A 23,630-nucleotide genomic window follows, 5' to 3' on the forward strand; every position below is an offset into this window, starting at 1 on the left:
GGCGGTGGGATGCGCGGTTTCTCCAGCAAACGCCATACCAACGGTTGTCATGCGGGCTTTGGCGCATCGCGCGCCGAACCGGCGGTGGCAGGTGAAATGCGCCTGACAAGCACCACCTGCCTTCGTGAGCCTGTTGATGCGCTCAGCCGATGCGCTCGCCACCCAACGCATCGCGCTGCATCGACTGCAGGTTTTTCTCGATGGTTTCGCAGATGCTTTCCATCTGGATCTGGTGCTCGCTTGAGTGAAACGGGCTTTGCAGGTCGGTGCCGATACGCTCGATCGCCAGCAGCATAAAGCCCACCACCGTCGAGGCCAGCGGGGTGAACCAGCCCAGGGACTCCACCAGCCCGACCGGCACGATCAGGCAGAAAAGAGAAATAAACAGCCGTGGAAAATACACGTAAGGGTAGGGCAGCGGCGTATTGGCGATGCGCTCCATGCCACCTTGGGCGTTGGACAAGTCCACCAGGGTTGACTCCACTCGGGACAGGCGGATGCTGTCTAGGTGGCCGGCCTTGTACTCCCTGGCCAGCAATGCCGCCGAGCCGGTAAGGATGTCATTGGCGAAGTTATTGGTCGCACCGTTGCGCGCGAACTCCTCGGCCGGGATGAACGCACGCACCTCGTCGGGGCACGGCTTGCCCCTGAGGTGCGCCGCCAGGCAATTCACATAGGCCACATGACGGCGCAGCAACGTGGCTTTGGCCGGGTTCACTTCGCCGTCCGGGTCGTCCAGCAGCGTCAGCACCTGTCGGGCAAAACTGCGTGAGTTATTGACCATCGCGCCCCATAGCGTGCGGGCTTCCCACCAACGGTTGTAAGCGCTGCTGTTGCGAAAACTGATCAGCACCACCAGCGCCGAACCCAGCAAGGTCAACGGCATCAGCGGCAAATTGATCTTGGTGGTGAGAAACAGCATGAAATCCACCGTCACGGCGACATCCCACAACAACAGCCAGAACAGGGCCCAGCCCACATAGCCCATGGTCTTGATGATCAGGCGGTATTTTTTGATGATGGCGGCTTTCAAACGAGGTCCTCGCGGCGAGCGGTAAGCAACAATGCCTTAGCTCGGACGCTGGTTTGGGGGGAAGGTTCGCTGATGACCTGAATCGTTTAAGGCGAGTGCGGTCAATGTTCATAACCCTTAGGAGGCTCTATGAAAATTGGCGTGATTTCCGATACCCACGGCTTGCTGCGGCCTGAGGCGATCGCGGCGCTGCAAGGCTGCGAGCAGATTATCCATGCGGGCGATATCGGCGGGCCGGACATCCTTGAACACCTGGCGCGGATCGCGCCGGTGCATGTGGTGCGCGGCAACAATGATCAGGACGCGGCCTGGGCGCAGCAGGTGCCTGACCATCTGAGCATTGATCTTGACGGCTGGAAAACCCTGGTCGTGCATGACATTGCCGACGTGCCCGCGTTACTCGACCCGCACACACGGCTGGTGATCACCGGCCACTCGCACAAACCCTTGATCGTGTGGCGCGGCGCAACGTTGTACGTCAACCCGGGCAGCGCTGGCAGGCGTCGGTTCAAACTGCCGGTGACACTTGCGGTGCTTGAGATCGTTGAGGCGTCGATTGAGTCGCGGCTGATTTCGCTGGTGGACGCTGTTCAGTAGCCGATTGGCTCAATCAGGTGACGCCCGTCGTGCATTTACAACGGGGTCAGTACGTTCATCACCGTGTCCAGCGCCACGCGCGTGTCGTCCAGTTGCACCAGCGAAGCGTGGCGGGCGCCGAGGGCGTCGCGGTTCTGGATCGCCGTGAGGATCGCCTTGTGACGCGGCAGGCTCAGGCCCTGGATGTCCGGGCGGCGGTTGGTGATGTTGATCGACTCGCGCAGCGGCAGCGAGAGCATGTTGCACATATAGGCAAGCAGGTCATTGCGGGTGGCGTCGGCAATCGCGCGGTGAAAGTCCAGGTCGGCCTGCAGCAGGTCGTCATGGGTCTTGGCGGTTTCCATGCCCAGGTAGGCTTGTTCGATGGTGGCAATGTCTTCATCGGTGGCGGTGGTCGCGGCCATGGCGGCGATTTCCGGTTCGAGGATGCGCCGCACGCCGGCCAGGGTGTTGAAAAACTCACTGTGAGGCGTGGTCTGCATCAGCCAGGACAACACGTCAGGGTCGAGCAAATGCCATTTCAGGCGTGGCCGCACCACCGCGCCCACCCGGGGTTTGGAATACACCAGGCCCTTGGCGCTGAGCACGCGCGTCGCCTCGCGTAACACCGACCGGCTGACCTTGTACTCCTCGCACAGCGTGGCCTCCATGGGCAGGCGTTCTTCGGGTTTGAAGCGACCGGAAACGATGTGCATGCCCAAGTCCTGAACGATCTGGGCATGCATGCTCTTGCGCGGCTTGGACGGCTGGTGATCCATAACGAACGGGAGGCCCTGGCTAAATAGGCGGCATCATAGCATCCCAATTAGTGGGAATGACGGGGGACTTCAGCCCCGCGGCAACCCACCAGAAAGTCGAAGTCGCAGCCTTGGTCGGCCTGCAGCACATGGTCGATGTACAGCTGACGGTAGCCGCCGACGATCAGCTTCTCCGGCGGCGGCAGCTCGGCCATGCGTGCCGCCAGCTCTGCGTCGGGGATGTCCAGGTGCAGGCGGCCATTGGCGCAGTCCAGTTCGATCCAGTCGCCTTCCTGCACCGTGGCCAGCGGCCCGCCGGCGGCGGCTTCGGGCGCCACGTGCAACACTACCGTGCCGTAAGCGGTGCCGCTCATGCGCGCATCGGAAATACGCACCATGTCGGTCACGCCCTGGGCCAGCAGCTTGGCCGGCAAGCCCATGTTGCCGACTTCGGCCATGCCTGGGTAACCCTTGGGGCCGCAGTTTTTCATGACCAGGATCGAATTGGCGTCCACGTCCAATTCCGGGTCATTGATGCGCGCCTTGTACATGTCGAAGTTCTCGAACACCACCGCGCGGCCGCGATGCCGCATCAACTCGGGGCTGGCGGCCGATGGTTTGAGCACGGCGCCCAACGGCGCGAGGTTGCCGCGCAGCACGCAAATGCCGCCGTCGGCGCGGATCGGGTTGTCGAGGGTCCGGATCACTTCGTCCTGGCCGTAGATCGGCGAGTCCTTGGTGTTCTCGCCCAGGGACTTGCCGTTGACGGTCAGCGCATGCGGATGCGGGATCAGGTTGGCTTCGCCCAATCGGCGCAACACGGCGGGCAGGCCACCGGCATAGTAAAACTCCTCCATCAGGAAACGCCCCGACGGCTGCAGGTCGACAATGGTCGGCACGCCGCGGCCCATGCGCGTCCAGTCATCCAGGTCGAGTTCGACGCCGATGCGCCCCGCGATGGCCTTCAGGTGGATCACCGCGTTGGTCGAACCGCCGATGGCCGCGTTCACGCGGATCGCGTTTTCAAACGCTTCCTTGGTGAGGATCTTCGACAGCTTCAAGTCTTCGCGCACCATCTCTACCGCACGCATGCCGGACATATGCGCCAGCACATACCGGCGCGCATCCACCGCCGGGATCGCCGCGTTGTGGGGCAGGGAAGTGCCCAGTGCCTCGGCCATGCAGGCCATGGTGGAGGCCGTGCCCATGGTGTTGCAGGTGCCGGCCGAGCGCGACATGCCGCCTTCGGCCGCGAGGAAATCGTCCAGGGTGATGGTGCCGGCCTTGACCTGTTCGCTGAGCTGCCACACCACCGTGCCCGAGCCGATGTCCTGGCCTTTGTGTTTGCCATTGAGCATCGGCCCGCCGGTGACGACGATGGCCGGCACGTCGCAACTGGCCGCGCCCATCAGCAGCGCAGGGGTGGTTTTGTCGCAGCCGGTGAGCAGCACCACGCCGTCGATGGGGTTGCCGCGAATCGCTTCTTCCACGTCCATGCTCGCCAGGTTGCGCGTGAGCATGGCGGTGGGGCGCAGGTTGGATTCGCCATTGGAGAACACCGGGAATTCCACCGGGAAGCCACCGGCTTCGATCACACCACGTTTGACATGCTCGGCGATCTGGCGGAAGTGCGCGTTGCACGGCGTCAGCTCCGACCAGGTGTTGCAGATACCGATGATCGGTTTGCCATGGAACTGATGGTCGGCGATGCCCTGGTTCTTCATCCAGCTGCGGTACATGAAGCCGTTCTTGTCGGCGGTGCCAAACCACTGGGCGGAGCGGAGGGTGGGCTTTTTATCAGGCATGGTGGTCTCTCTTATTGTATGACTATATGTTCTATATACGGCTAAACATAAGCGCAAAATCGAGGCTTTGGAAGAGTTGTTTTGTAAATAGTCATACTATATAGTCGGCTTCAAATGAGGTATCGCCCTGCCTGAATTTGGCCGGCGGCAACCCCCGAGCTTCTATAAAAACAACAATCGGAGATCGACCCATGAGCCAGGAACTGCGGCTTATTCGGCGCATCACGCTGAAACTGATTCCCTTCCTGATCCTGCTCTACCTGATCGCCTACGTGGACCGCTCGGCGGTGGGTTTCGCCAAGCTGCACATGGGCGCCGACGTCGGCATTGGCGACGCCGCCTATGGTTTGGGCGCGGGGCTGTTCTTCATTGGCTACTTCCTGTTCGAGATTCCCAGCAACCTGATGCTCGACCGCTTCGGCGCCCGGCGCTGGTTTGCGCGCATCATGCTGACCTGGGGCGCGATCACCATCGGCATGGCCTTCGTGCAGGGGCCGCACAGTTTTTACGTGATGCGCTTTCTGCTCGGCGCGGCGGAGGCGGGGTTCTTTCCGGGCGTGCTGTACTACATCACCCAGTGGTTCCCGGTGCGCCATCGCGGCAAGATCCTCGGGCTGTTCATCCTTTCCCAACCCATTGCGATGATGATCACTGGCCCCGTGTCCGGCGGCTTGCTGGGCATGGACGGCATCCTCGGCCTGCATGGCTGGCAGTGGTTGTTCATCGTCATCGGCACGCCGGCGCTGTTGCTGACCTGGCCGGTGCTGCGCTGGCTGCCGGACGGCCCCCAGCAGGTCAAGTGGATGAGCGAGGACGAGAAATCCTGGCTCACCGGCGAGCTTAATAAAGACCTGCAAGCCTACGGCCAGACCCGCCACGGCAACCCGTTGCATGCACTGAAAGACAAACGAGTACTGCTGCTGGCGCTGTTCTACCTGCCCGTGACCTTGAGCATTTATGGGCTCGGCCTGTGGCTGCCGACGCTGATCAAGCAGTTCGGCGGCAGTGACCTGGTCACCGGTTTCGTCTCGGCGGTGCCGTATATCTTCGGCATTCTCGGCCTGCTGATCATTCCGCGCAGCTCCGACCGTTTGAATGATCGCTACGGCCATCTCGCGGTGCTGTATGTGCTGGGCGCCATCGGGCTGTTCTTGAGTGCCTGGCTGAGCTTGCCGGTGCTGCAAATGGCCGCGTTGTGCCTGGCGGCGTTCGCGCTGTTCTCCTGCACTGCGGTGTTCTGGACCCTGCCGGGGCGCTTTTTCGCCGGCGCCAGTGCGGCGGCGGGCATTGCGCTGATCAACTCGGTGGGCAACCTCGGCGGCTATATCGGCCCGTTCGTGATCGGCGCGCTCAAGGAGTACACCGGCAACCTGGCCTCGGGCTTGTACTTCCTGTCGGGTGTGATGGTGTTCGGGTTACTGCTGACCGGCGTGGTGTACCGCGTGCTGGAACGCAAGCACGTGCTGCCCGCCGAGCAATTTGCCGCCAGCGCCCGGGGTGCCACGCGGACTTAATCAAGGAGACATTTCATGCGTTTAGTTCAGTTTGAGTTACGCAACGGTGAGCGCCGCGTCGGCGTAGTAGAAGGCACCAAGCTGCGCGAAGTGCAGACGGCCCGCAGCGTGCGTGAGCTGGCGTTGGCGGCCATCGAGGCGGGCGTCAAATTGGCGCAACAGGTCGACAAGCTGGGCCTGGGCGACAGCTACGATTACCGCGCATTGCTGGCTGACCTGAAAATCCTGCCGCCGCTCGATCACCCGGACCCGGCCCACATGTTGGTCAGCGGCACCGGCCTGACCCACCTGGGCAGCGCCTCGGCGCGGGACAAGATGCACCAGCAGGCCGGTGACGACAGTGCGATGACCGACACCCTGCGCATCTTCAAATGGGGCGTGGAGGGCGGCAAGCCCGCGTCTGGCCAAGCGGGTGTGCAACCGGAGTGGTTCTACAAAGGCGACGGCAGCATCGTGGTACGCCCGGGCCAGGCTTTCCCGGTGCCGCCGTTTGCCGAAGACGCCGGTGAAGAGCCGGAAATCGGCGGCCTCTACGTGATTGGCCACGACGGCAAACCCTATCGACTGGGCTTCGCCATGGGCAACGAGTTCTCTGATCACGTGATGGAGCGCAAAAATTACCTGTACCTGGCCCACTCCAAGTTGCGCAGTTGCAGCTATGGTCCGGAGTTACGCGTAGGCGAGTTGCCGCAGCACCTGGCGGGCACCAGCCGTATCCTGCGTGACGGCAAAGTGATCTGGCAAAACGAATTCCTCAGTGGCGAGGCCAACATGTGCCACAGCCTCGAAAACCTTGAGTATCACCACTTCAAATACAGTCAATTCCTCAAGCCGGGTGACGTGCACATTCATTTCTTCGGCACTGCCACCTTGTCATTTGCCGACGGTATACGTACGCAGCCGGGCGATGTGTTCGAGATCAGCCAGGCCGAGTTCGGCGCGCCGCTGGTCAACACGGTCGGCAAGGCCGACGCGGTGTTCGAGCCCGGCAATGTCATCACCCTTTAAGGAGATCAACATGACCCAATTCCTCGGCCACAACTACATCGGCGGCCAGCGCAGCGCCCTCGGCAGCGTGACCCTGCACAGTGTCGATGCCAGCACCGGCGAAGCCTTGCCGCAGGATTTTTTCCAGGCGACCCCCGAAGAAGTCGACGCCGCCGCCTCAGCGGCCGCCGCGGCTTACCCGGCATACCGCGCGTTGAGTGCCTCGCGGCGCGCGCAGTTTCTCGACGCAATAGCCGACGAGCTGGATGCCTTGAGCGATAACTTCATCGCGCTGGTGTGCCGCGAAACGGCACTGCCCGCCGCGCGTATCAAAGGCGAACGCGGGCGCACCAGCGGCCAGATGCGTCTGTTTGCCACCGTGCTGCGGCGTGGCGATTTCTACGGCGCACGCATCGACAAAGCCTTGCCCGAGCGTCAGCCGTTGCCGCGTCCGGACCTGCGCCAATACCGCATTGGCCTGGGCCCGGTTGCAGTGTTTGGCGCGAGCAACTTTCCGCTGGCATTTTCCACCGCCGGTGGCGACACCGCAGCGGCGCTGGCGGCGGGTTGCCCGGTGGTGTTCAAGGCCCACAGTGGGCACATGGCTACGGCTGAGCAGGTCGCCGATGCAATCCTGCGCGCGGCCCACGCCACCGAAATGCCGGCGGGCGTGTTCAATATGATCTTCGGCGGCGGCGTCGGTGAGGCGCTGGTCAAGCACCCGGCGATCCAGGCGGTGGGTTTTACCGGCTCGCTCAAGGGCGGTCGCGCCTTGTGCGACATGGCCGCAGCCCGGCCGCAGCCGATCCCGGTGTTTGCCGAGATGTCGAGCATCAACCCGGTGATCGTATTGCCCCAGGCATTGCAGGCGCGGGCGCACACCATCGCCCGCGACCTGACGGCCTCGGTGGTGCAAGGCTGTGGTCAGTTCTGCACTAACCCAGGCCTGGTGATCGGCATTGCATCGCCGCAGTTCAGCGCATTCACCCAGCAGGTGGCCAGCCTGATCAATGATCAGCCGGCGCAAACCATGCTCAACGCCGGCACCTTGAGCAGCTATGGCAAAGGCCTGGAAAAGCTGCTCGCGCACCCGGGCATCCAGCATCTGGCGGGCAGCGCTCAAGCAGGCAACCAGGCGCAGCCGCAGCTGTTCAAGGCCGACGCCCGCCTGCTGATCGACGGCGATGAAGTGCTGCAGGAAGAGGTGTTCGGCCCGACCACGGTGGTGGTTGAAGTGACTGATCAAGCCCAACTCAGCGCCGCCTTGCAGGGGCTGCATGGCCAACTGACGGCGACGATTATCGGCGAGCCGGCCGACTTTGAGCAGTTCACCGAACTGACCCCGCTGCTGGAACAAAAAGTCGGCCGCATCCTGCTCAATGGCTACCCTACCGGCGTTGAAGTCTGCGACGCGATGGTCCACGGCGGGCCCTATCCGGCCACCTCGGACCCGCGCGGCACCTCGGTCGGTACCTTGGCCATCGACCGCTTCCTGCGTCCCGTGTGCTTCCAGAATTACCCTGATAGCCTGCTGCCCGACGCGTTGAAAAACGCCAACCCGTTGCGCATCCAGCGGCTGGTCGATGGCACGCCATCGCGCGAGCCGCTGTAAAAAACAGGAGGTCACATGCCGTTTAATGCCGTTACCGCACACCGTGCACAGTTGGGCGAAGGCCCGTTTTGGGATGCGCCGACCCAGGCGCTGTATTGGGTCAATATCATCGGCAAACAGGCGTTGCGCCTGATGGACGGGCAGTTGCAGATCTGGCAGCTGCCCGAGCACGTCTCGGCGTTTATCCCCTGTGAAAGCGGCGATGCGCTTGTGACCTTGAGCAGCGGCGTCTACCGGCTCGACCTGGCGACCGAAGCGCTGACGCTGCTGTGTGTGGCCGACCCGCAACCCGGCAACCGTGGCAATGAAGCACGCTGCGATGCCCAGGGCCGCCTGTGGCTGGGCACCATGCAGAACAACATTGGCGAGCGGGGCGAAGACCTGCCGATCACGCGACGTTCCGGTGGGCTGTTTCGCATCGACGCCGATGCGCAGGTCACGCCGCTGCTGCACGGCCTGGGCATTCCCAACACCTTGCTGTGGAGCGAGGACGGCAGCCAGGTGCATTTCGGCGACAGTCTGGACGGCACGCTCTACCGACACGTGATCCAGGAGGGCGGCCAACTCGACCCGGCGCACGTCTGGTTTGGCCCGCATCCACGCGGAGGGCCGGACGGCTCGGCGATGGACAGTCAGGGTTATGTCTGGAATGCACGCTGGGACGGCAGTTGCCTGCTGCGCCTGACGCCTGACGGCGCAGTGGACCGCGTCATCGAACTGCCCGTCAGCCGCCCCACCAGTTGTGTTTTTGGTGGGCCGACTCTCACCACGCTCTATATCACAAGCGCCGCCAGCCCGTTGGATCACCCCCTGGATGGCGCGGTATTGGCCATCGAGGTCGATGTGCCCGGCACACCCTGTCACCGCTTTGCCGGTTAAATCCTGACATTCAAAAACAACGCCAAGGAGTCACCCGTATGAATCGTCGTCGTGGTTTGCGTTCCCTGTGCTGCGCCGCTGTGGCGGTGTCAGCCCTGAGCCTGAGCGGCCTGTTGCTGGCTGCTGAAGAAGTGAAGATCGGTTTTCTGGTCAAGCAGGCTGAAGAGCCGTGGTTCCAGACCGAATGGGCGTTTGCCGAAAAGGCCGGCAAGGAACATGGTTTTACCGTGATCAAGATCGCCGTGCCCGATGGCGAGAAAACCCTGGCGGCCATCGACAGCCTGGCGGCCAACGGCGCCAAGGGCTTTGTGATCTGCCCGCCGGACGTGTCCCTCGGCCCGGCCATCGTCGCCAAGGCCCGCGTCAACGGCCTGAGAGTGATTGCCGTGGACGATCGCTTTGTCGATGCCAAGGGCAACTTCATGGAGGACGTGCCGTACCTGGGCATGGCCGCTTTTGAAGTCGGCCAGAAGCAGGGCGCGGCGATGGCGGCTGAAGCGAAAAAACGCGGTTGGGACTGGAAGGACACTTATGCGGTGATCAACACCTTCAACGAACTCGACACCGGTAAAAAGCGTACCGACGGCTCGGTCAAATCCCTGGAAGATGCAGGCTTTCCCAAGGATCACATCCTGTTCACGGCCGCCAAGACCCTCGACGTCCCGGGCAGCATGGACGCCACCAACTCGGCTCTGGTCAAGCTGCCCAGCGGTGCGAAAAACCTGATCATCGGCGGCATGAACGACAACACGGTGCTCGGCGGCGTACGCGCTACCGAAACCGCAGGCTTTGCCGCAGCCAATGTGATCGGCATCGGCATCAATGGCACCGACGCCATCGGCGAACTGAAGAAAGCCAACAGCGGCTTCTTCGGCTCAATGCTGCCCAGCCCGCACATCGAAGGCTACAACACCGCGAAGATGATGTTCGACTGGGTCACCACCGGCAAGGAACCACCGAAGTACACCGCCATGGATGAAGTGACGCTGATCACCCGCGAGAACTTCAAGCAGGAACTGGAAAAAATCGGCCTCTGGAACTGAGCAGTGGCCAAACCGATGAACCATTGCTGAGCCATGCTCAGTGAGCACTGAATGTGGGAGCGGGCTTGCTCGCGAAAGTAGAGTGTCAGTCACTGCGTCTGTCACTGAACCACCGCTTTCGCGAGCAAGCCCGCTCCCTCAGTTCAATCGGCGGAGAACTTGAACACGGTGTTCTGGGTGTAGGTCTGCCCAGGGTTCAACCGGGTCGATGCAAATGCCGGCTGGTTGGGTGCGTCCGGAAAGTGCTGGGTTTCCAGGGTAAACGCGCTCCAATGCGCATACGCCTTGCCGGCCTTGCCCTTCACCGTGCCATCCAGGAAGTTGCTGGTATAGAACTGCACGCCCGGCTCGGTGGTGTAGAGCTGCAAACGTCGGCCGGAGGCGGGGTCGTGTACGTCGGCGGCGAGTTGCTTGATATCGCCTTTGGTATCCAGCGCCCAGTTGAAGTCAAACCCACCCTGTTTGGGCTCGGCGAACTTGAGCTGCGGATGGTCGTCCTTGATGTGCTGGCCGATCGGCGTGGGTTTGAGGAAATCCATCGGCGTGCCTTTGACCGGAGCCAGTTCGCCGGTCGGAATCAACGTGGCATTTACCGGTGTGTAGTGGCTGGCATGCAAGGTCGCCACTTGCTTGAGGATGTCGCCATTGCCTGCGCCGGCGAGGTTGAAGTAGCTGTGGTTGGTGAGGTTCAGCACCGTCGGTTTGTCGGTGGTGGCCTTGTAGTCGATGTGCAGTTCGTTTTTATCGTTGAGGCTGTAGGTGACCTCGGTCTTCAGGTTGCCGGGGAAGCCCATTTCACCGTCCTTGGACAGGTAGCTCAGCTTCACGCCGACCGAATCCTTGCCCTTGACCGGTTCGGCTTGCCACACGTGCTTGTCGAAACCCTGAGCACCGCCGTGCAGCGAGTTGGGGCCATCGTTGAGCGGTACCTGGTAACGCTTGCCATCGAGTTCGAACGCCCCGGCGGCCAGACGGTTGCCGAAGCGGCCGATGCTCGCGCCGAAAAAGGCCGTACCGCTCTGATAGCCCTGCACGTCGTCGAAACCGAGTACCACGTCATCGACCTTGCCGTTTTTATCCGGCACTTTCAGCGACTGCAATACGCCGCCGTAAGTGATCACCGTGGCTTGCATGCCATGGCTGTTGCGCAAGATGTATTGCTCGACGGCGGTGCCGTCGTTGGTTTTGCCGAAAGGCTTGTGTTCACTGCTAAGCCCGGCGGCCTGGGCGCCACCGCTGGCAACCAGCATGGACAAGGCAAGGCTTGAAAGCAGGTGTCGAGGGTGCTTCATGGTCGAACTTCCTTTTGTTGTTTTCAGTGGAATAGTTCTACTAATGTGCGATATTTCGTCGAGTTGACAGCGAATTTATAGCCTTAAACCCCAGATACGCCAAATAAAATAAGACTAATTGATCGAGGCAAGCGTTATATGAGTACTGCACACGCCGTTTATCCCGACCTGAAGGGTAAGACCGTACTGATTTCCGGAGGTGCCTCGGGCATCGGCGAATTCATGGTGCGCGCCTTCGCCGCGCAGGGCGCCAACGTGGCCTTTGTGGACCGCGCGCAAAGCCAGGGCGAGCGGCTCGCGGCGGTGTTGAGTGCCCAAGGGCATAGCGTTGAGTTCGTGTGCTGCGACATCACTGATGAAATCGCCTACAAAGCGGCGATCGCCCGTTTTGAGCAAACGCTGGGGCCGATCACCGTGCTGGTGAACAACGCGGCCAACGACGTGCGTCATACGCTGCAAGAAGTCGATTCGGACACGTTCGACAGGCTGATCGCCGTCAACCTCAAACACGCCTTTTTTGCCGCCAAGGCCGTGGTGCCGATGATGAAAAGTGCGGGCGGCGGGGCGATTATCAACCTGGGCTCGGTCGGCTGGATGATGGCGTCGGCGGGCTACCCGGTGTATGCGGCCAGCAAGGCGGCGGCCCATGGCATGACCCGAGCGCTGGCGCGGGAACTGGGCCCCAGCCGTATCCGCGTCAACACCCTGGTGCCCGGCTGGGTCATGACCGAAAAACAGCTGGCGATGTGGGTGGACGATGCGGCCAGGGAGCTGATCAGCCGCAGCCAGTGCTTGCCAGGCAGTGTGCTGCCGGAACACATCGCCAACATGGCGCTGTTTCTTGCCTCCGATGCGTCGGCGATGTGTTCGGCACAAAACTTCATTGTGGATGGGGGCTGGGTCTAGGCCAGTTATTCGATGGGGTATTTCCTGAACGCCGGATGCTGTTCCAGCTGATTGGCGTGGTGTTGCAGGTTGGGATACGCCTGGGCCTTGAGCAGCGTCGGCAGTTTTAACTGCGTGAACGACCAGGCCACGGCCGCCGTCAGCGCGGCCTGGTTCAGGCGTTCACCGCTCGCCTGGGCCAGGTGTGTTTCCAGCAGCGAATAAGCCGCCAGCAACTGCCCGGTCACGCGATCGAGCCACGGTTCATGCAGTTTCTCAGCTGGGCGCAAGTGGTGCTCGTAGACGATCTGCACGGTTTTCTCACACGCCGCCAGGGCCAGGCCGAGCACTTGCAGCTCTTTGGCGCGTGCGCCGGCGTTGTGTGGCAGAAGTTTTTTGTCGGTCGGCGCCAGGGTTTCGAAGTAGTCCAGGATCAGGCTGGAATCCATCAGCACCGTTCCATCATCGAGCACCAGCGTGGGCGCCTTGACCACCGGGTTGATTGCAGAAAATTCAGCGTAGGTGCTGAACACCGAGAGCGACTCGTGTACGAAATCCACGCCGTACAGTTCAAGGGAGATTGCGACGCGACGAACGTAAGGCGAGTCCAGCATGCCGACCAGTTTCATGAAGCCTCCAAGGCTCTCAGGGTGTTTGGCTCAAGAGATTAAAGGCACCGGGCCGGCCTGCGCAATGGCGGCGCGCAGCGGCTGATAGGCGTGCACCAGTTGCTCCAGGCTGAACGCCAGGTTGCGCCCGCTCGGGTTGGGCAACACCCACACCGAGGCGCCGCCCAATAACTGTGGCTGCAGCCCCCAGGCGATCTCGCGCTGGCCGGACAACGCGCTGTAACCGACCTTGCCCAGGAACGCCACACACCGCGGCTGGCAACGACGGATCTTGTGTTCAAACGCCGTCGCCGCTTCGGTGAATTCATGTCGCGCCAATTCCCCCGCGCTCGCCGTCGGGCGCTCGACCAAGGTGGTCAAGCCGCAGTGATAGTCGAGCAGGCTGCGTGCATCCTCCGGGCGGATTTCATGCGGGGTAAAACCCGCCAGGTGCAACGTGCGCCAGAAGCGGTTGCTGCGATTGGCGAAGTGCAGGCCGAGGGCGGCAGAGCCCTTGCCCGGGTTGATGCCGCAGAACACCACGTGCAGGTGGTCGGCGAGGATGTCTTCGAGGCGGATGGCTTAATCGTCCTTGGCCAGGAGCGTGCGGGCAAACTGGTCGGAGGCGATAAAATCCAGGGTCTGGCGCAGCTGCGCCGCCGCTTCACGGCCGAACGCCTGATCAAAGCGCTCGGCCATTTGCGTCGAGATGCGCTTGGCGGCCGCGTGCGTGCGCTGGCCTTGCTCGGTCAGCAGCACGCGGCGGGTGCGGCGGTCGAATTCGTCCACGCGCAGCTCTACCAGGCCATCGCGCACCAATGGCTTGAGTGTGTGGCCCAGGGCGGACAAATCCATCACCAGGGCTTGCGCCAGTTCGCCCATCTTCGGCGTGCCGGCCTTGGCGATGCGGTTGAGCACCGCGTATTGAGTGGCTTTCAACCCGCAGGGCGCATACGCCTCGTCATAGATCTGGCCCAGGCGACGGGACGTGCGACGCACGGCACCGTTCACGCAGGCGCTGGGACTCTCGGAACAAGGCGGGGCAGATTTCAAGGGCAGATACTCTCTGATACAAAACACGACGCGGGTGATTATGCCTGCGCGACCTGTCAGGACAAGGCCTTTCAGACCGAAGATGGCTTGCAGATGAAGACTGAGACAGCTTGAAACAAATTAGTTGCGTACGCCACTAAATTAGATATCGTGGCATATGCCTCTTTGTGACCGGATGTCGTTACAAGCTCCCCAGGAAACGCGTGGGGCGAGGCGGGAAAACGGCACGGCTCTGCCTGCTTGATCATCCAACCCCTGTCTGGATCACCTCCTATGCTGAGCCTCGTGCGCATCGCGTTGCGGCGCCCCTATACCTTTCTGGTATTGGCTATTTTCATCCTGATCATCGGCCCGCTGGCGGCCTGGCGAACGCCGACCGACATCTTTCCCGAAATCCGCATTCCGGTCATCGCGGTGATCTGGCAGTACACCGGCCTGCCGCCCGACCAGATGGCGGGGCGCATCACGTCGCCGTTCGAGCGCGTGCTGACCACCACGGTCAACGACATTCGCCATATCGAAGCGCAGTCGATGAATGGCTACGGCATCGTGAAGATCTTCTTCCAGCCCGGCGTCAACATCAGCACGGCCAACGCCCAGGTCACGTCGGTGTCCCAGGCGATCCTGCGGCAACTGCCGCCCAGCACCGTGCCGCCGCTGGTGCTCAACTACAGCGCCTCCACCGTGCCCATCGTGCAGTTGGCCCTGTCGGGCGCGGGTTTGAGCGAGCAGCGCCTGGGCGATATTGGCCTTAACCAGGTGCGCCTGATGCTCACCACCGTGCCCGGTGCGGCGCTGCCATACCCATTTGGCGGCAAGAGCCGCCAGGTGCAGATCGACCTTGATTCGGCGCGCATGCAGGCGCGCGGCCTGTCGGCGCAAGACGTCGCCACCGCCCTGGCCACGCAGAACCTGATCACGCCGGTGGGCACGCAGAAGATCGGCAGCTACGAATTCAACCTGCAACTGAACAACGCGCCGTCGGATTTCCATGACCTGGAAAACCTGCCGATCAAGACCGCCGACGGCACCACCGTGCTGATCCGCGATGTGGCCACCGTGCGCGACGGCAACCCGCCGCAAACCAACATCGTGCACGTGAACGGCAACCGCTCGGTGCTGCTGCCGGTGCTCAAGACCGGCTCGGCATCGACCTTGGGCGTGATCGCCGGGATCAAGGAAAAGCTCGCGGACAACAAGGCCGCCTTGCCGCCTGACCTGAACATCGACCTGATCGGCGACCAGTCACTGTTCGTGCGCTCGGCCATCAGCGGCGTGGCCCGTGAAGGCGTGATCGCGGCGGCGCTGACCAGCCTGATGATCCTGCTGTTCCTTGGCAGCTGGCGTTCGACGGTGATCATTGCCACGTCGATTCCGTTGGCGATCCTGGCCTCGATTGCCACGCTTTCGGCTCTGGGCGAAACCCTCAATATCATGACCCTCGGCGGCCTGGCGCTGGCAGTCGGCATCCTGGTGGACGACGCCACGGTGACCATCGAGAACATCAACTGGCACCTGGAGCAGGGCAAGCCGGTGGAGACCGCGATCCTCGACGGCGCGGCGCAGATCGTCACGCCGGCGTTCGTTTCGCTGCTGTGTATTTGCATCGTGTTTGTGCCGATGTTCTTCCTCGACGGCGTGGCGCGCTTCCTGTTTGTACCGATGGCTGAGGCGGTGATTTTCGCCATGATCGCCTCGTTCATCCTGTCACGTACGCTGGTACCGACACTCGCCAACTACCTGCTCAAGCCGCATGTGCACGGTGAGGACGGGCACACGCCGTCGCGCAACCCGCTGGTGAATTTCCAACGTGGTTTCGAGCGGCGTTTTGAAGGCTTTCGCGAGCGCTACCACAGCGTGTTGGACAGTGCCTTGCACCATCGCCGCACGGTGGTGATCGGCTTGCTGGCGTTTGTTGCGGTGTCGTTTGCACTGGTGCCGTTCCTGGGCCGCAACTTCTTCCCCGAGGTCGATTCCGGGCTGATCCTGCTGCACGTGCGTGCCCCGGTGGGCACGCGGGTGGAAAGCAACGCGCACTTGATCGCCGACATCGAGAACGCGATCCGGCGCAAGGTCCCGGCCAATGAGCTCAAGGCGTTGGTCGACAACATCGGCCTGTCGATCAGTGGCATCAACGTGGTGTACAACAACACCGGCACCGTGGGCTCCCAGGACAGCGACATTCAGATCAGCCTCAATGAAGGCCACCGCCCGACCGCAGAATACATGCGCATATTGCGCGAAACCCTGCCACGCGAGTTCCCCAGTGCGGTGTTCTCGTTCCCGGCGTCAGACATCGTCGGGCAGATCCTCAACTTCGGCTCCTCGGCGCCGATTGACCTGCAAATCACCGGCAATAACCTGGCGGGCAACTTCACGTACGCCAGCGCGTTGCTGCGGGATATTCGCCGGGTGCCGGGCGTGGTCGATGCGCGCATCCAGCAGTCGCGGCAATTGCCGACGTTCAATATCGACGTGGACCGCACCCGCGCGCAATTGGTCGGCTTGACCGAGCGTGACGTGACCAACAGCCTGGTGGTCAACCTCGCCGGTTCCAGCCAAGTGGCGCCGACCTTTTGGTTGAACCCGGCCAACGGCATTTCCTACCCGATCGTGATGCAAACCCCGCAGTACAGCCTTGAAAGCCTGGCGGCGTTGCACAACCTGCCGTTGAGTGGCGGCAGCGGGGCGGCCACCGACCAGACGTTGGGCGGCCTGGCGAATATCCAGCGCAGCCACAGTAATTCGGTGTTCACCCAATCGGATATCCAGCCGGTGGTCGAAGTGCTGACCGCGATTCAGGACCGCGACCTCGGTGGCGTTGCCGCCGATATCCAAAAAATCATCGCCGCCCACGCCGGTGAAGTACCGACCGGCTCCAAGGTCATCCTGCAAGGCCAGGTACAGACCATGAACGCGGCGTTCAGTGGCTTGCTGTTCGGCCTGCTCGGCGCGGTGGTGCTGATCTACTTGCTGATCGTGGTCAACTTCCAGTCCTGGGCCGACCCGTTTGTGATCATCACCGCGTTGCCGGCGGCATTGGCGGGCATCGTGTGGATGCTGTTTGTCACGCACACGCCGCTGTCGGTGCCGGCGCTGACCGGGGCGATCATGTGCATGGGCGTGGCCACTGCCAACGCCATTTTGGTGGTGAGCTTCTGTCGCGAACGCCTGGCGGTGCACGGCGATGCGGTGCAGGCCGCGCTCGAAGCCGGCTTCACGCGGCTGCGGCCGGTGTTGATGACGGCCATTTCGATGATCATCGGCATGGCGCCCATGGCCTTGGGCCTGGGCGAGGGCGGCGAGCAGAACGCGCCACTGGGCCGCGCGGTGATCGGCGGCCTGGCGTTTGCCACCGTCGCCACGTTGATTCTGGTTCCGTTGATTTTCAGTCTTGTCCACGGGCGTCGCCAGCACGCCACGCGTGCGACCACCGTTACCCAAGGGGTTTGACATGTCCGTTTCCGTTTCTAAATCCAAGTCTTCCCGTGGCCTGCTGTGGCTGATCGTGGGCGCGGCAGTGGTGGTTGTCATCGTCGGTGTCGGCATCGGCGTGCGCGCCAGTGAATCGCGCGACCTCAAGACCTGGACCGACGCCCAGGCGTTGCCCAGCGTCAACCTGATCAAGCCGGTGGTGCAAGCCCAGGGCCCGGTGCTCAACCTGCCGGGGCGGATGGAGGCGTATTCACGCGCGTCGATCTTCGCCCGGGTCAACGGCTACCTGAAATCCTGGAATGTCGACATCGGCACCCGCGTCAAAGCCGGGCAAGTGTTGGCTGAAATCGACACCCCGGAACTCGACCAGCAACTGCTGCAGGCCCGTGCCACATTGGCCTCGGCCCAAGCCGATGAGCACCTCGCCGAAACCACCGCCAAACGCTGGCAGGCCATGCTGGCGAACGACTCGGTGTCGCGCCAGGACGTGGATGAACGCACCGGTGACCTGACCGCCAAGCAAGCCAAAGTGGCGGCGGCCAAGGCCAATGTCGACCAGCTGGTCGCAACCAAGGGCTTCCAGCATCTGGTCGCGCCGTTTGCCGGTGTGGTCACCGCGCGCAGCACTGACGTAGGCGCGTTGATCAGTGCGGGCGGGACCGCCGGCAAAGAGCTGTTTGCGGTGGCCGATGTCAGCCGCCTGCGCGTGTATGTGCAGGTGCCACAAACCTTCTCGCCACAGATTCGCGAAGGCACCACCGCGCGCCTCAGCGTGCCGGAGTACCGCGGCGAAACCTTCACCGGCAAAGTGATTGCCACCGCCGATGCGGTCAACGCCGCCTCTGGCAGCACGCTCGTGCAATTGCTGGTGGACAACCCCGGTGGCCGCTTGCTGCCCGGCGGCTACACCAGCGTGCAGTTTGACCTGCCGGTGCAGGCCGACGTCATCCGCGTGCCGTCCAGCGCCTTGGTGTTCGATGACAAGGGCATGCGCGTCGCGACCCTGGACGCCAACAACCATGTGCACTTCAAGACCGTCAGCATCGCTCGTGACTTTGGTGACAGCGTCGAAATCGCCAGCGGCCTGCAAGCCGCCGACCGCGTGATCGACACGCCGCCCGATGGCCTGGCTGATGATGATTCGGTGCAGCTGGCGGTCGCTGCCACTGAGGTCAAACCCCATGGCTAAGCGCAATGTGCTGGGCTTGATCGCCACGCTGAGCCTGGGCGCCTGCTCGTTGGCGCCACCGCTGAACGTGCCGCAAACACCGATGGCTGCGCAGTTTCACACCCAAGGGCCCTGGACGGTCGGCACGCCGAACGATCAGGCCAACCGGGATGGCTGGTGGCGCGTCTACAACGACCCGCAGCTGGATGCGATGCAGCAGCAGTTGTTGAAAAACAACGCCGACCTGAGCGCGGCGCTCGCGCATTACCAGCAATCTCAAGGGTTCCTGGCCCAGGACCGTTCGGGGCTGTTCCCGAAGATCTCGGCCATTGGCAACGGCCAGCGCATTCGCCAGTCAGACACCAAGCCGTTGCGCTCGGCCACTTCACCGGATGTCTACAACTCCGCGACCCTGGGCCTTGAAGTCGACTATGAAGTCGACCTGTGGGGCCGCGTGCGCGACACCGTGGCCGCCGGCACCAGCGACTCGGATGCGGCCAGGGCAGACCTGGCGTCGGTACGCCTGAGCCTGCAGGCGCAACTGGCCGACAGCTACATCCGCCTGCGCGGCATCGACTGGCAGAACCAGTTGCTGGCGCAGACGCGCGACGCTTACGCCAAGGCCCTTGGCCTGACCGAAGGTTTGCATGGCGGCGGTATCGTCTCCGGCCTGGACGTGGCGCGGGCGCGTACGCAGTTGTCGACGGTTAAATCGCAGCTCAGCCAGAGCCAGGTGCAACGGGCGCTGCTGGAGCATTCGATAGCGGCGATGCTCGGTGAGTCGGCTTCCACTTATAGCGTCGCCGTGAACGTGGCGCCGATTGCCTTGCCGAACGTGCCGACCGGCGTGCCTTCCAGCCTGTTGCAGCGCCGGCCGGATATTGCGGCTGCCGAGCGTCGTATCGCTGCGGCCAATGCGCGGATTGGCGTCGCCAAGGCGGCGTGGTTCCCGCAGATCACGCTGAGCGCCCAAGGCGGTTATCAGAGTGACGAGTTTGCCCGCTTGCTCAGCGCACCCAATCTGTTCTGGGCCATCGGCCCATCACTGGTGGGCACCCTGTTTGACGGCGGCGCGCGCCAGGCCCAGGTGGACATCGCCAAGGGCGCCACCGATGAAGCGGCGGCCAAATACCGTGGCGTGGTGTTGGGTGCGTTCGAGCAGGTGGAGGACAACCTGTCGCAAATCGCCGGCCTGGGCGCTGCGCTGGATGATCAGCGCGATGCGGCGGCTGCGGCGCAATACGCTGAAGACCTGTCCACCTCGCGTTATCGCCAGGGCGCCGTGGCATACCTGGATGTGGTGACTGCGCAAGTGGCGGCGCTGGAAGCCAAGCGCAGCGTATTGCAATTGCAAACTCAGCAATTGAGCGCCAATGTGGGCCTGATCAAGGCGCTGGGCGGCGGATGGAACGTGGCTCAATTGGCTGCGTCGACCCCTGATGAAACCAAGGAGAAGTGAGCATGACCGAGTACGTACCCCCGAAAGTCTGGACCTGGGACACTGAAAGCGGCGGCACCTTTGCCAGTATCAACCGGCCTATCGCCGGTGCGACTCACGAGCAGGAGTTGCCGGTTGGCAAGCACCCGTTGCAGCTGTATTCGCTGGCCACGCCCAATGGCCAGAAGGTCACGATCCTGCTGGAAGAGCTGTTGGCCCTGGGGCACGCCGGCGCGGAATACGACGCCTGGCTGATCAAGATCGGTGACGGTGATCAGTTTGGCAGCGGGTTTGTGGCGGTGAACCCGAATTCGAAGATCCCGGCGTTGCTGGACCGCAGTGGGGATACGCCGATTCGGGTATTTGAGTCGGGGGCGATTTTGCAGTACCTGGCGCAGAAGTTCGGGGCGTTCTTTCCCTCTGAGCCGGCGGCGCGTGCGGAGTGTTTGTCGTGGTTGTTCTGGCAGATGGGCAGTGCGCCGTACCTGGGCGGCGGGTTTGGGCATTTTTATGCGTATGCGCCGAGCAAGATGGAGTACCCGATCAATCGGTTTGCCATGGAGACCAAACGCCAGCTGGATGTGCTGGATCAGCGGTTGGCAGTGAGTGAGTACATTGCCGGGGATGAGTACACCATTGCGGATATTGCGATCTGGCCTTGGTATGGCGGGTTGGTCAAAGGCCGGCTGTATGGGCAGTCGGCGGAGTTTTTGTCGGTGCATGAGTACAAGCATGTGCTGCGTTGGGCGGACGCGATTGAAGCGCGGCCGGCGGTGCAGCGGGGGCGCAGGGTGAATCGGGTTTCTGGGGAGGTTTCGGAGCAGCTGCGTGAGCGGCATGATGCGAGTGATTTGGACTGACTTTTTTTGGGGGGGGGTGAGTACATATCCGTTGCTGCGGTAACGGCCACTTAGGGTTCCGCTCTTACAGCGGGTCACTTTTGGCAAACGCCCGGAATGCCGGCCCAGCCAAAAGTAACCAAAAGGTCTTTGCCCCACCACTCGGCACCTCGCCTAGGCTCGGCATGCCCTCACTCCGGCTTGAATCCGTGGGCCGCCGCGACGGGCCATCCATGGCCCAACGCGGCTAACCCGGCGTCCTGCCGGGTTACCCACGGATTCAAGCCTGCGTTCGGCCAGCGTGGTTGACGGGGCCTGTCAGATCACAAGCAAGATCAAAAGCAAAAGCACGGCGGCCTGAAAGCCGACCTGAGTGGTAGAAGCAAAAGCAGATCAAAAGCAGAACAACACCACATCAACCTGATGCACAGAGATCCAAATGTGGGAGCGGGCTTGCCCGCGAATGCTGTGTGTCAGCTACACATTAGTTGACTGACCCACCGCCTTCGCGAGCAAGCCCGCTCCTACAATTTGACCGAGTGCAGCCCGCCACCACCGCACTGCTTTGCTTTTCTGTGGGAGCTGGCTTGCCTGCGATGCAGACACCTCGGTGTATCAGGCATAACCAGTCGATGCTATCGCAGGCAAGCCAGCTCCCACATTTGATTGAGTTCAGCTTCCAGAATCAGGTCGGCTGTCAGGCCGCCTCGGCCGCGCTTTTGATTTTGATCTTAGGCGCCCCGTTAAACCACGCTGGCCGAACGCAGGTTTTGGAGCGTGGGTAAACCGGCAGGACGCCGGTTTAGCCGTGTTGGGCCATGGATGGCCCATCGCGGCGGCCCACGCTCCAAAGCCTGCGTGAGGGCACACCGAGCCTAAGCGAGGTGCCGAGTGGTGGGGCAAGAGCCTTTTGGTTACTTTTGGGCTCTTTTCAAAAGTGACCCGCTGTAAGAGCGGAACCGATATCAGCCCTCACCCAGCTAACGGATATGCCCCCCATAGCACGCCCAACCACCCGGCCCCACGAACCGGTAAACCACACCCCCAAACCCCATTAACAACGCGAAAAAATCCCCAGCGAACCCAACTGCCAACCTCAGGCCTCCACAGACGCTACCTGCTTCCAATCCAGCCCAAACCGCGCCAGGTACTTGCGCAAACGGTCCGCGTCATTCGGTTGCGCCTTGGCCTGTCGCGACACGCCGAACAACCGGCGCCCCGCATCCGAGAGGCTGTCGGACTGCCGACACACCTCAATCACCGCCTTCAGTTGCACCTGATCAAACAGATCCAGCTCCGCCGGCAGCAAGGCTTGCCACTCAGCCTGCGGCGCAGACAACCCCCAGGCATAACGCAAACGTTGAATTTCCTCTTCAGCTTGCGCCTCATCAATACGCCCACTGTCTGCCAGCGTGGCCATGCGCGTGATCGAGGCCGACAACTCACGAAAGTTACCCAGCCAGGCGGCTTCGCTGGAGCAGGCAAACGCCAGGTAACGCCGCCGCGCCTCCAGGTTGAAACGCACGCGCCGGCCTTGCTCGCGGGCATGGCGCTCCAGTTCGAAATCGATATTGGGTTCGATATCCTCACGCCGGCCGGCAAGGCCCGGCAGGTCAAAGGTCCACAGGTTGATCCGCGCGTAAAGGTCTTCGCGAAACAACCCTTGCGCCACCCGCTCGCGCAGGTCGCGGTGGGTGCCGGCGATGATCAGGAAGTCGCTGCCCACCTCTTGGTCGGCACCCAAGGGGTAGAAGCGTTTTTCTTCGATGGCCTTGAGCAGCATCGCCTGCTCATCCAGCCCCAACTCGCCGATTTCATCGAGAAACAGCATGCCGCCATCCGCTGCGCGCAGCAGGCCATCGCGGGCATGTTGGGCGCCGGTGAAAGCGCCCTTGATGTGACCGAACAACGCCGACATCGCGCCATCGCCGCGCAATGTCGCGCAGTTCACTTCAACAAAACGCCCCTGGATTTGGTGGCGGCTGCGCTTGAGTTCGTAGATGCGCCGGGCGAGGAATGACTTGCCGGCGCCGGTCGGGCCGATCAGCAGCATCGGCGCCTTGGAGCGCACGGCCACGCGTTCGATCTGCTCGATGGAGTCGTTGAAAGCGCTATTGCGCGTGGCGATCCCCGACTTGAGAAACGCCAGGCCCTCCAGGCGCTTGTGGGCAAAGCGCGAGGCGATGCGGTCGTAGCGCGACAGGTCGAGGTCGATCAGCGTGTGCGTGCCGGTGGCGGGCGCGGTGTCGTCACGGCGGCGGGCTGGTGCGGTCTGGATCAGGCGCGCCGGCAGGTTGCGCGCCTCGGTCAGCAGGAACCAGCAAATCTGCGCCACGTGCGTGCCGGTGGTGATGTGCACGAGGTAGTCCTCGTGCTCGGTGTTGAAGGCATAGTCGGTGGTGAAATCGTGCAGCGCGGCATAGACCTCTTCGAAATCCCACGGGTTTTGCAGCGGCATCGCGTGCAGGCGCACCTCGGTGTGCGGGGAGATTTGCAGAATGTCGGCGCGCACCCGTTCGGCGAGGCTGACGTCACGGGCATCGACGTCGTGGATCAGCTCCAGGCGATCAATCAGCACATCGGCCTGCTGGCACAGACCGACGCTGGGGCGCCAGTGGTTCCAGCGGTTGGCGCCTTTGCCGACGCGGTCCAGCTTTGACCCGATAAACCCGATGGCGACGGTACGCTTGTGTTTCATGACTAGA

Annotated in this window: 19 protein-coding genes; 11 read left to right on the forward strand and 8 right to left on the reverse strand. The window is 62.5% G+C overall.

Annotated elements, in window-relative coordinates; all coding sequences use genetic code 11:
- Positions 1-142 precede the first annotated feature (142 nt).
- A complete protein-coding gene (locus FPT15_RS22725) occupies positions 143-1,033 on the reverse strand; it encodes a bestrophin family protein (RefSeq protein ID WP_145164832.1) in 891 nt (296 codons plus the stop codon).
- A 129-nt stretch (positions 1,034-1,162) separates the two neighbouring features.
- Here FPT15_RS22725 and FPT15_RS22730 point away from each other — a divergent pair, with 129 nt between their 5' ends.
- Positions 1,163-1,630, forward strand: a complete 468-nt coding sequence (locus FPT15_RS22730) for a metallophosphoesterase family protein (protein ID WP_145164834.1) — start codon at positions 1,163-1,165, stop codon at positions 1,628-1,630.
- Positions 1,631-1,665: 35 nt separating this feature from the next.
- On the opposite strand, the gene FPT15_RS22735 is transcribed toward FPT15_RS22730, so the two are convergent.
- The gene (locus FPT15_RS22735; RefSeq protein ID WP_145164836.1) at positions 1,666-2,388 is read right to left on the reverse strand and encodes a FadR/GntR family transcriptional regulator; all 723 of its coding nucleotides are present in this window, start codon (positions 2,386-2,388) and stop codon (positions 1,666-1,668) included.
- A gap of 47 nt (positions 2,389-2,435) precedes the next feature.
- Positions 2,436-4,172 carry an IlvD/Edd family dehydratase gene (locus FPT15_RS22740; protein ID WP_145164838.1) on the reverse strand — a complete coding sequence of 579 codons (1,737 nt, stop codon included), beginning with the start codon at positions 4,170-4,172 and terminating at the stop codon, positions 2,436-2,438.
- Between the two features lie 191 nt (positions 4,173-4,363).
- On the opposite strand from FPT15_RS22740, the gene FPT15_RS22745 reads away from it, so the two are divergent.
- The 5 genes from FPT15_RS22745 to FPT15_RS22765 are packed head-to-tail and all read left to right on the forward strand — an operon-like array spanning position 4,364 to position 10,207.
- A complete protein-coding gene (locus tag FPT15_RS22745; protein ID WP_145164840.1) occupies positions 4,364-5,686 on the forward strand; it encodes an MFS transporter in 1,323 nt (440 codons plus the stop codon).
- Between the two features lie 15 nt (positions 5,687-5,701).
- Positions 5,702-6,694 carry an AraD1 family protein gene (araD1, locus tag FPT15_RS22750; protein WP_145164842.1) on the forward strand — a complete coding sequence of 331 codons (993 nt, stop codon included), beginning with the start codon at positions 5,702-5,704 and terminating at the stop codon, positions 6,692-6,694.
- Between the two features lie 10 nt (positions 6,695-6,704).
- On the forward strand, positions 6,705-8,285 hold the full coding sequence (locus FPT15_RS22755; protein WP_145164844.1) for an aldehyde dehydrogenase (NADP(+)): 1,581 nt from the start codon (positions 6,705-6,707) through the stop codon (positions 8,283-8,285).
- A gap of 15 nt (positions 8,286-8,300) precedes the next feature.
- A complete protein-coding gene (locus FPT15_RS22760; RefSeq protein WP_145164846.1) occupies positions 8,301-9,164 on the forward strand; it encodes an SMP-30/gluconolactonase/LRE family protein in 864 nt (287 codons plus the stop codon).
- Between the two features lie 38 nt (positions 9,165-9,202).
- The gene (locus FPT15_RS22765; RefSeq protein ID WP_145164848.1) at positions 9,203-10,207 is read left to right on the forward strand and encodes a substrate-binding domain-containing protein; all 1,005 of its coding nucleotides are present in this window, start codon (positions 9,203-9,205) and stop codon (positions 10,205-10,207) included.
- 143 nt (positions 10,208-10,350) lie between these two features.
- Here FPT15_RS22765 and FPT15_RS22770 read toward each other — a convergent pair whose 3' ends face one another.
- A complete protein-coding gene (locus tag FPT15_RS22770) occupies positions 10,351-11,499 on the reverse strand; it encodes an aldose epimerase family protein (RefSeq protein WP_145164850.1) in 1,149 nt (382 codons plus the stop codon).
- Positions 11,500-11,637: 138 nt separating this feature from the next.
- Between FPT15_RS22770 and FPT15_RS22775 the strand changes: the two genes are divergently transcribed.
- Complete coding sequence (locus FPT15_RS22775) at positions 11,638-12,405, forward strand: SDR family NAD(P)-dependent oxidoreductase (protein ID WP_145164852.1); 768 nt, start codon at positions 11,638-11,640, stop codon at positions 12,403-12,405.
- 5 nt (positions 12,406-12,410) lie between these two features.
- Here FPT15_RS22775 and FPT15_RS22780 read toward each other — a convergent pair whose 3' ends face one another.
- The 3 genes from FPT15_RS22780 to FPT15_RS22790 are packed head-to-tail and all read right to left on the reverse strand — an operon-like array spanning position 12,411 to position 13,991.
- Positions 12,411-13,013, reverse strand: a complete 603-nt coding sequence (locus FPT15_RS22780) for a glutathione S-transferase family protein (protein ID WP_145164855.1) — start codon at positions 13,011-13,013, stop codon at positions 12,411-12,413.
- Positions 13,014-13,043: 30 nt separating this feature from the next.
- On the reverse strand, positions 13,044-13,571 hold the full coding sequence (gene mug / locus FPT15_RS22785; protein WP_145164857.1) for a G/U mismatch-specific DNA glycosylase: 528 nt from the start codon (positions 13,569-13,571) through the stop codon (positions 13,044-13,046).
- Positions 13,572-13,574: 3 nt separating this feature from the next.
- Positions 13,575-13,991, reverse strand: coding sequence for a MarR family winged helix-turn-helix transcriptional regulator (locus FPT15_RS22790; RefSeq protein ID WP_145164859.1), 417 nt, complete (start codon positions 13,989-13,991; stop codon positions 13,575-13,577).
- 327 nt (positions 13,992-14,318) lie between these two features.
- Between FPT15_RS22790 and FPT15_RS22795 the strand changes: the two genes are divergently transcribed.
- Genes FPT15_RS22795 through yghU form a run of 4 tightly spaced genes read left to right on the forward strand, consistent with a single transcriptional unit; the run spans position 14,319 to position 20,946 of the window.
- Complete coding sequence (locus tag FPT15_RS22795; protein WP_145164861.1) at positions 14,319-17,498, forward strand: efflux RND transporter permease subunit; 3,180 nt, start codon at positions 14,319-14,321, stop codon at positions 17,496-17,498.
- Position 17,499: 1 nt separating this feature from the next.
- Positions 17,500-18,669: an efflux RND transporter periplasmic adaptor subunit gene (locus tag FPT15_RS22800; RefSeq protein WP_145164863.1), complete on the forward strand. Its 1,170-nt coding sequence runs from the start codon at positions 17,500-17,502 to the stop codon at positions 18,667-18,669.
- A complete protein-coding gene (locus FPT15_RS22805; protein ID WP_145164865.1) occupies positions 18,662-20,107 on the forward strand; it encodes an efflux transporter outer membrane subunit in 1,446 nt (481 codons plus the stop codon). Before FPT15_RS22800 ends, FPT15_RS22805 begins: the two co-directional genes overlap by 8 nt.
- Positions 20,108-20,109: 2 nt before the next feature.
- On the forward strand, positions 20,110-20,946 hold the full coding sequence (gene yghU / locus FPT15_RS22810) for a glutathione-dependent disulfide-bond oxidoreductase (protein ID WP_145164867.1): 837 nt from the start codon (positions 20,110-20,112) through the stop codon (positions 20,944-20,946).
- A gap of 1,075 nt (positions 20,947-22,021) precedes the next feature.
- Here the strand turns inward: yghU and rtcR are convergent.
- Positions 22,022-23,623 carry an RNA repair transcriptional activator RtcR gene (rtcR, locus tag FPT15_RS22825; RefSeq protein WP_145164871.1) on the reverse strand — a complete coding sequence of 534 codons (1,602 nt, stop codon included), beginning with the start codon at positions 23,621-23,623 and terminating at the stop codon, positions 22,022-22,024.
- Positions 23,624-23,630: the final 7 nt, after the last annotated feature.

The organism is Pseudomonas sp. RGB (assembly GCF_007713445.1).
Lineage (GTDB): Bacteria > Pseudomonadota > Gammaproteobacteria > Pseudomonadales > Pseudomonadaceae > Aquipseudomonas.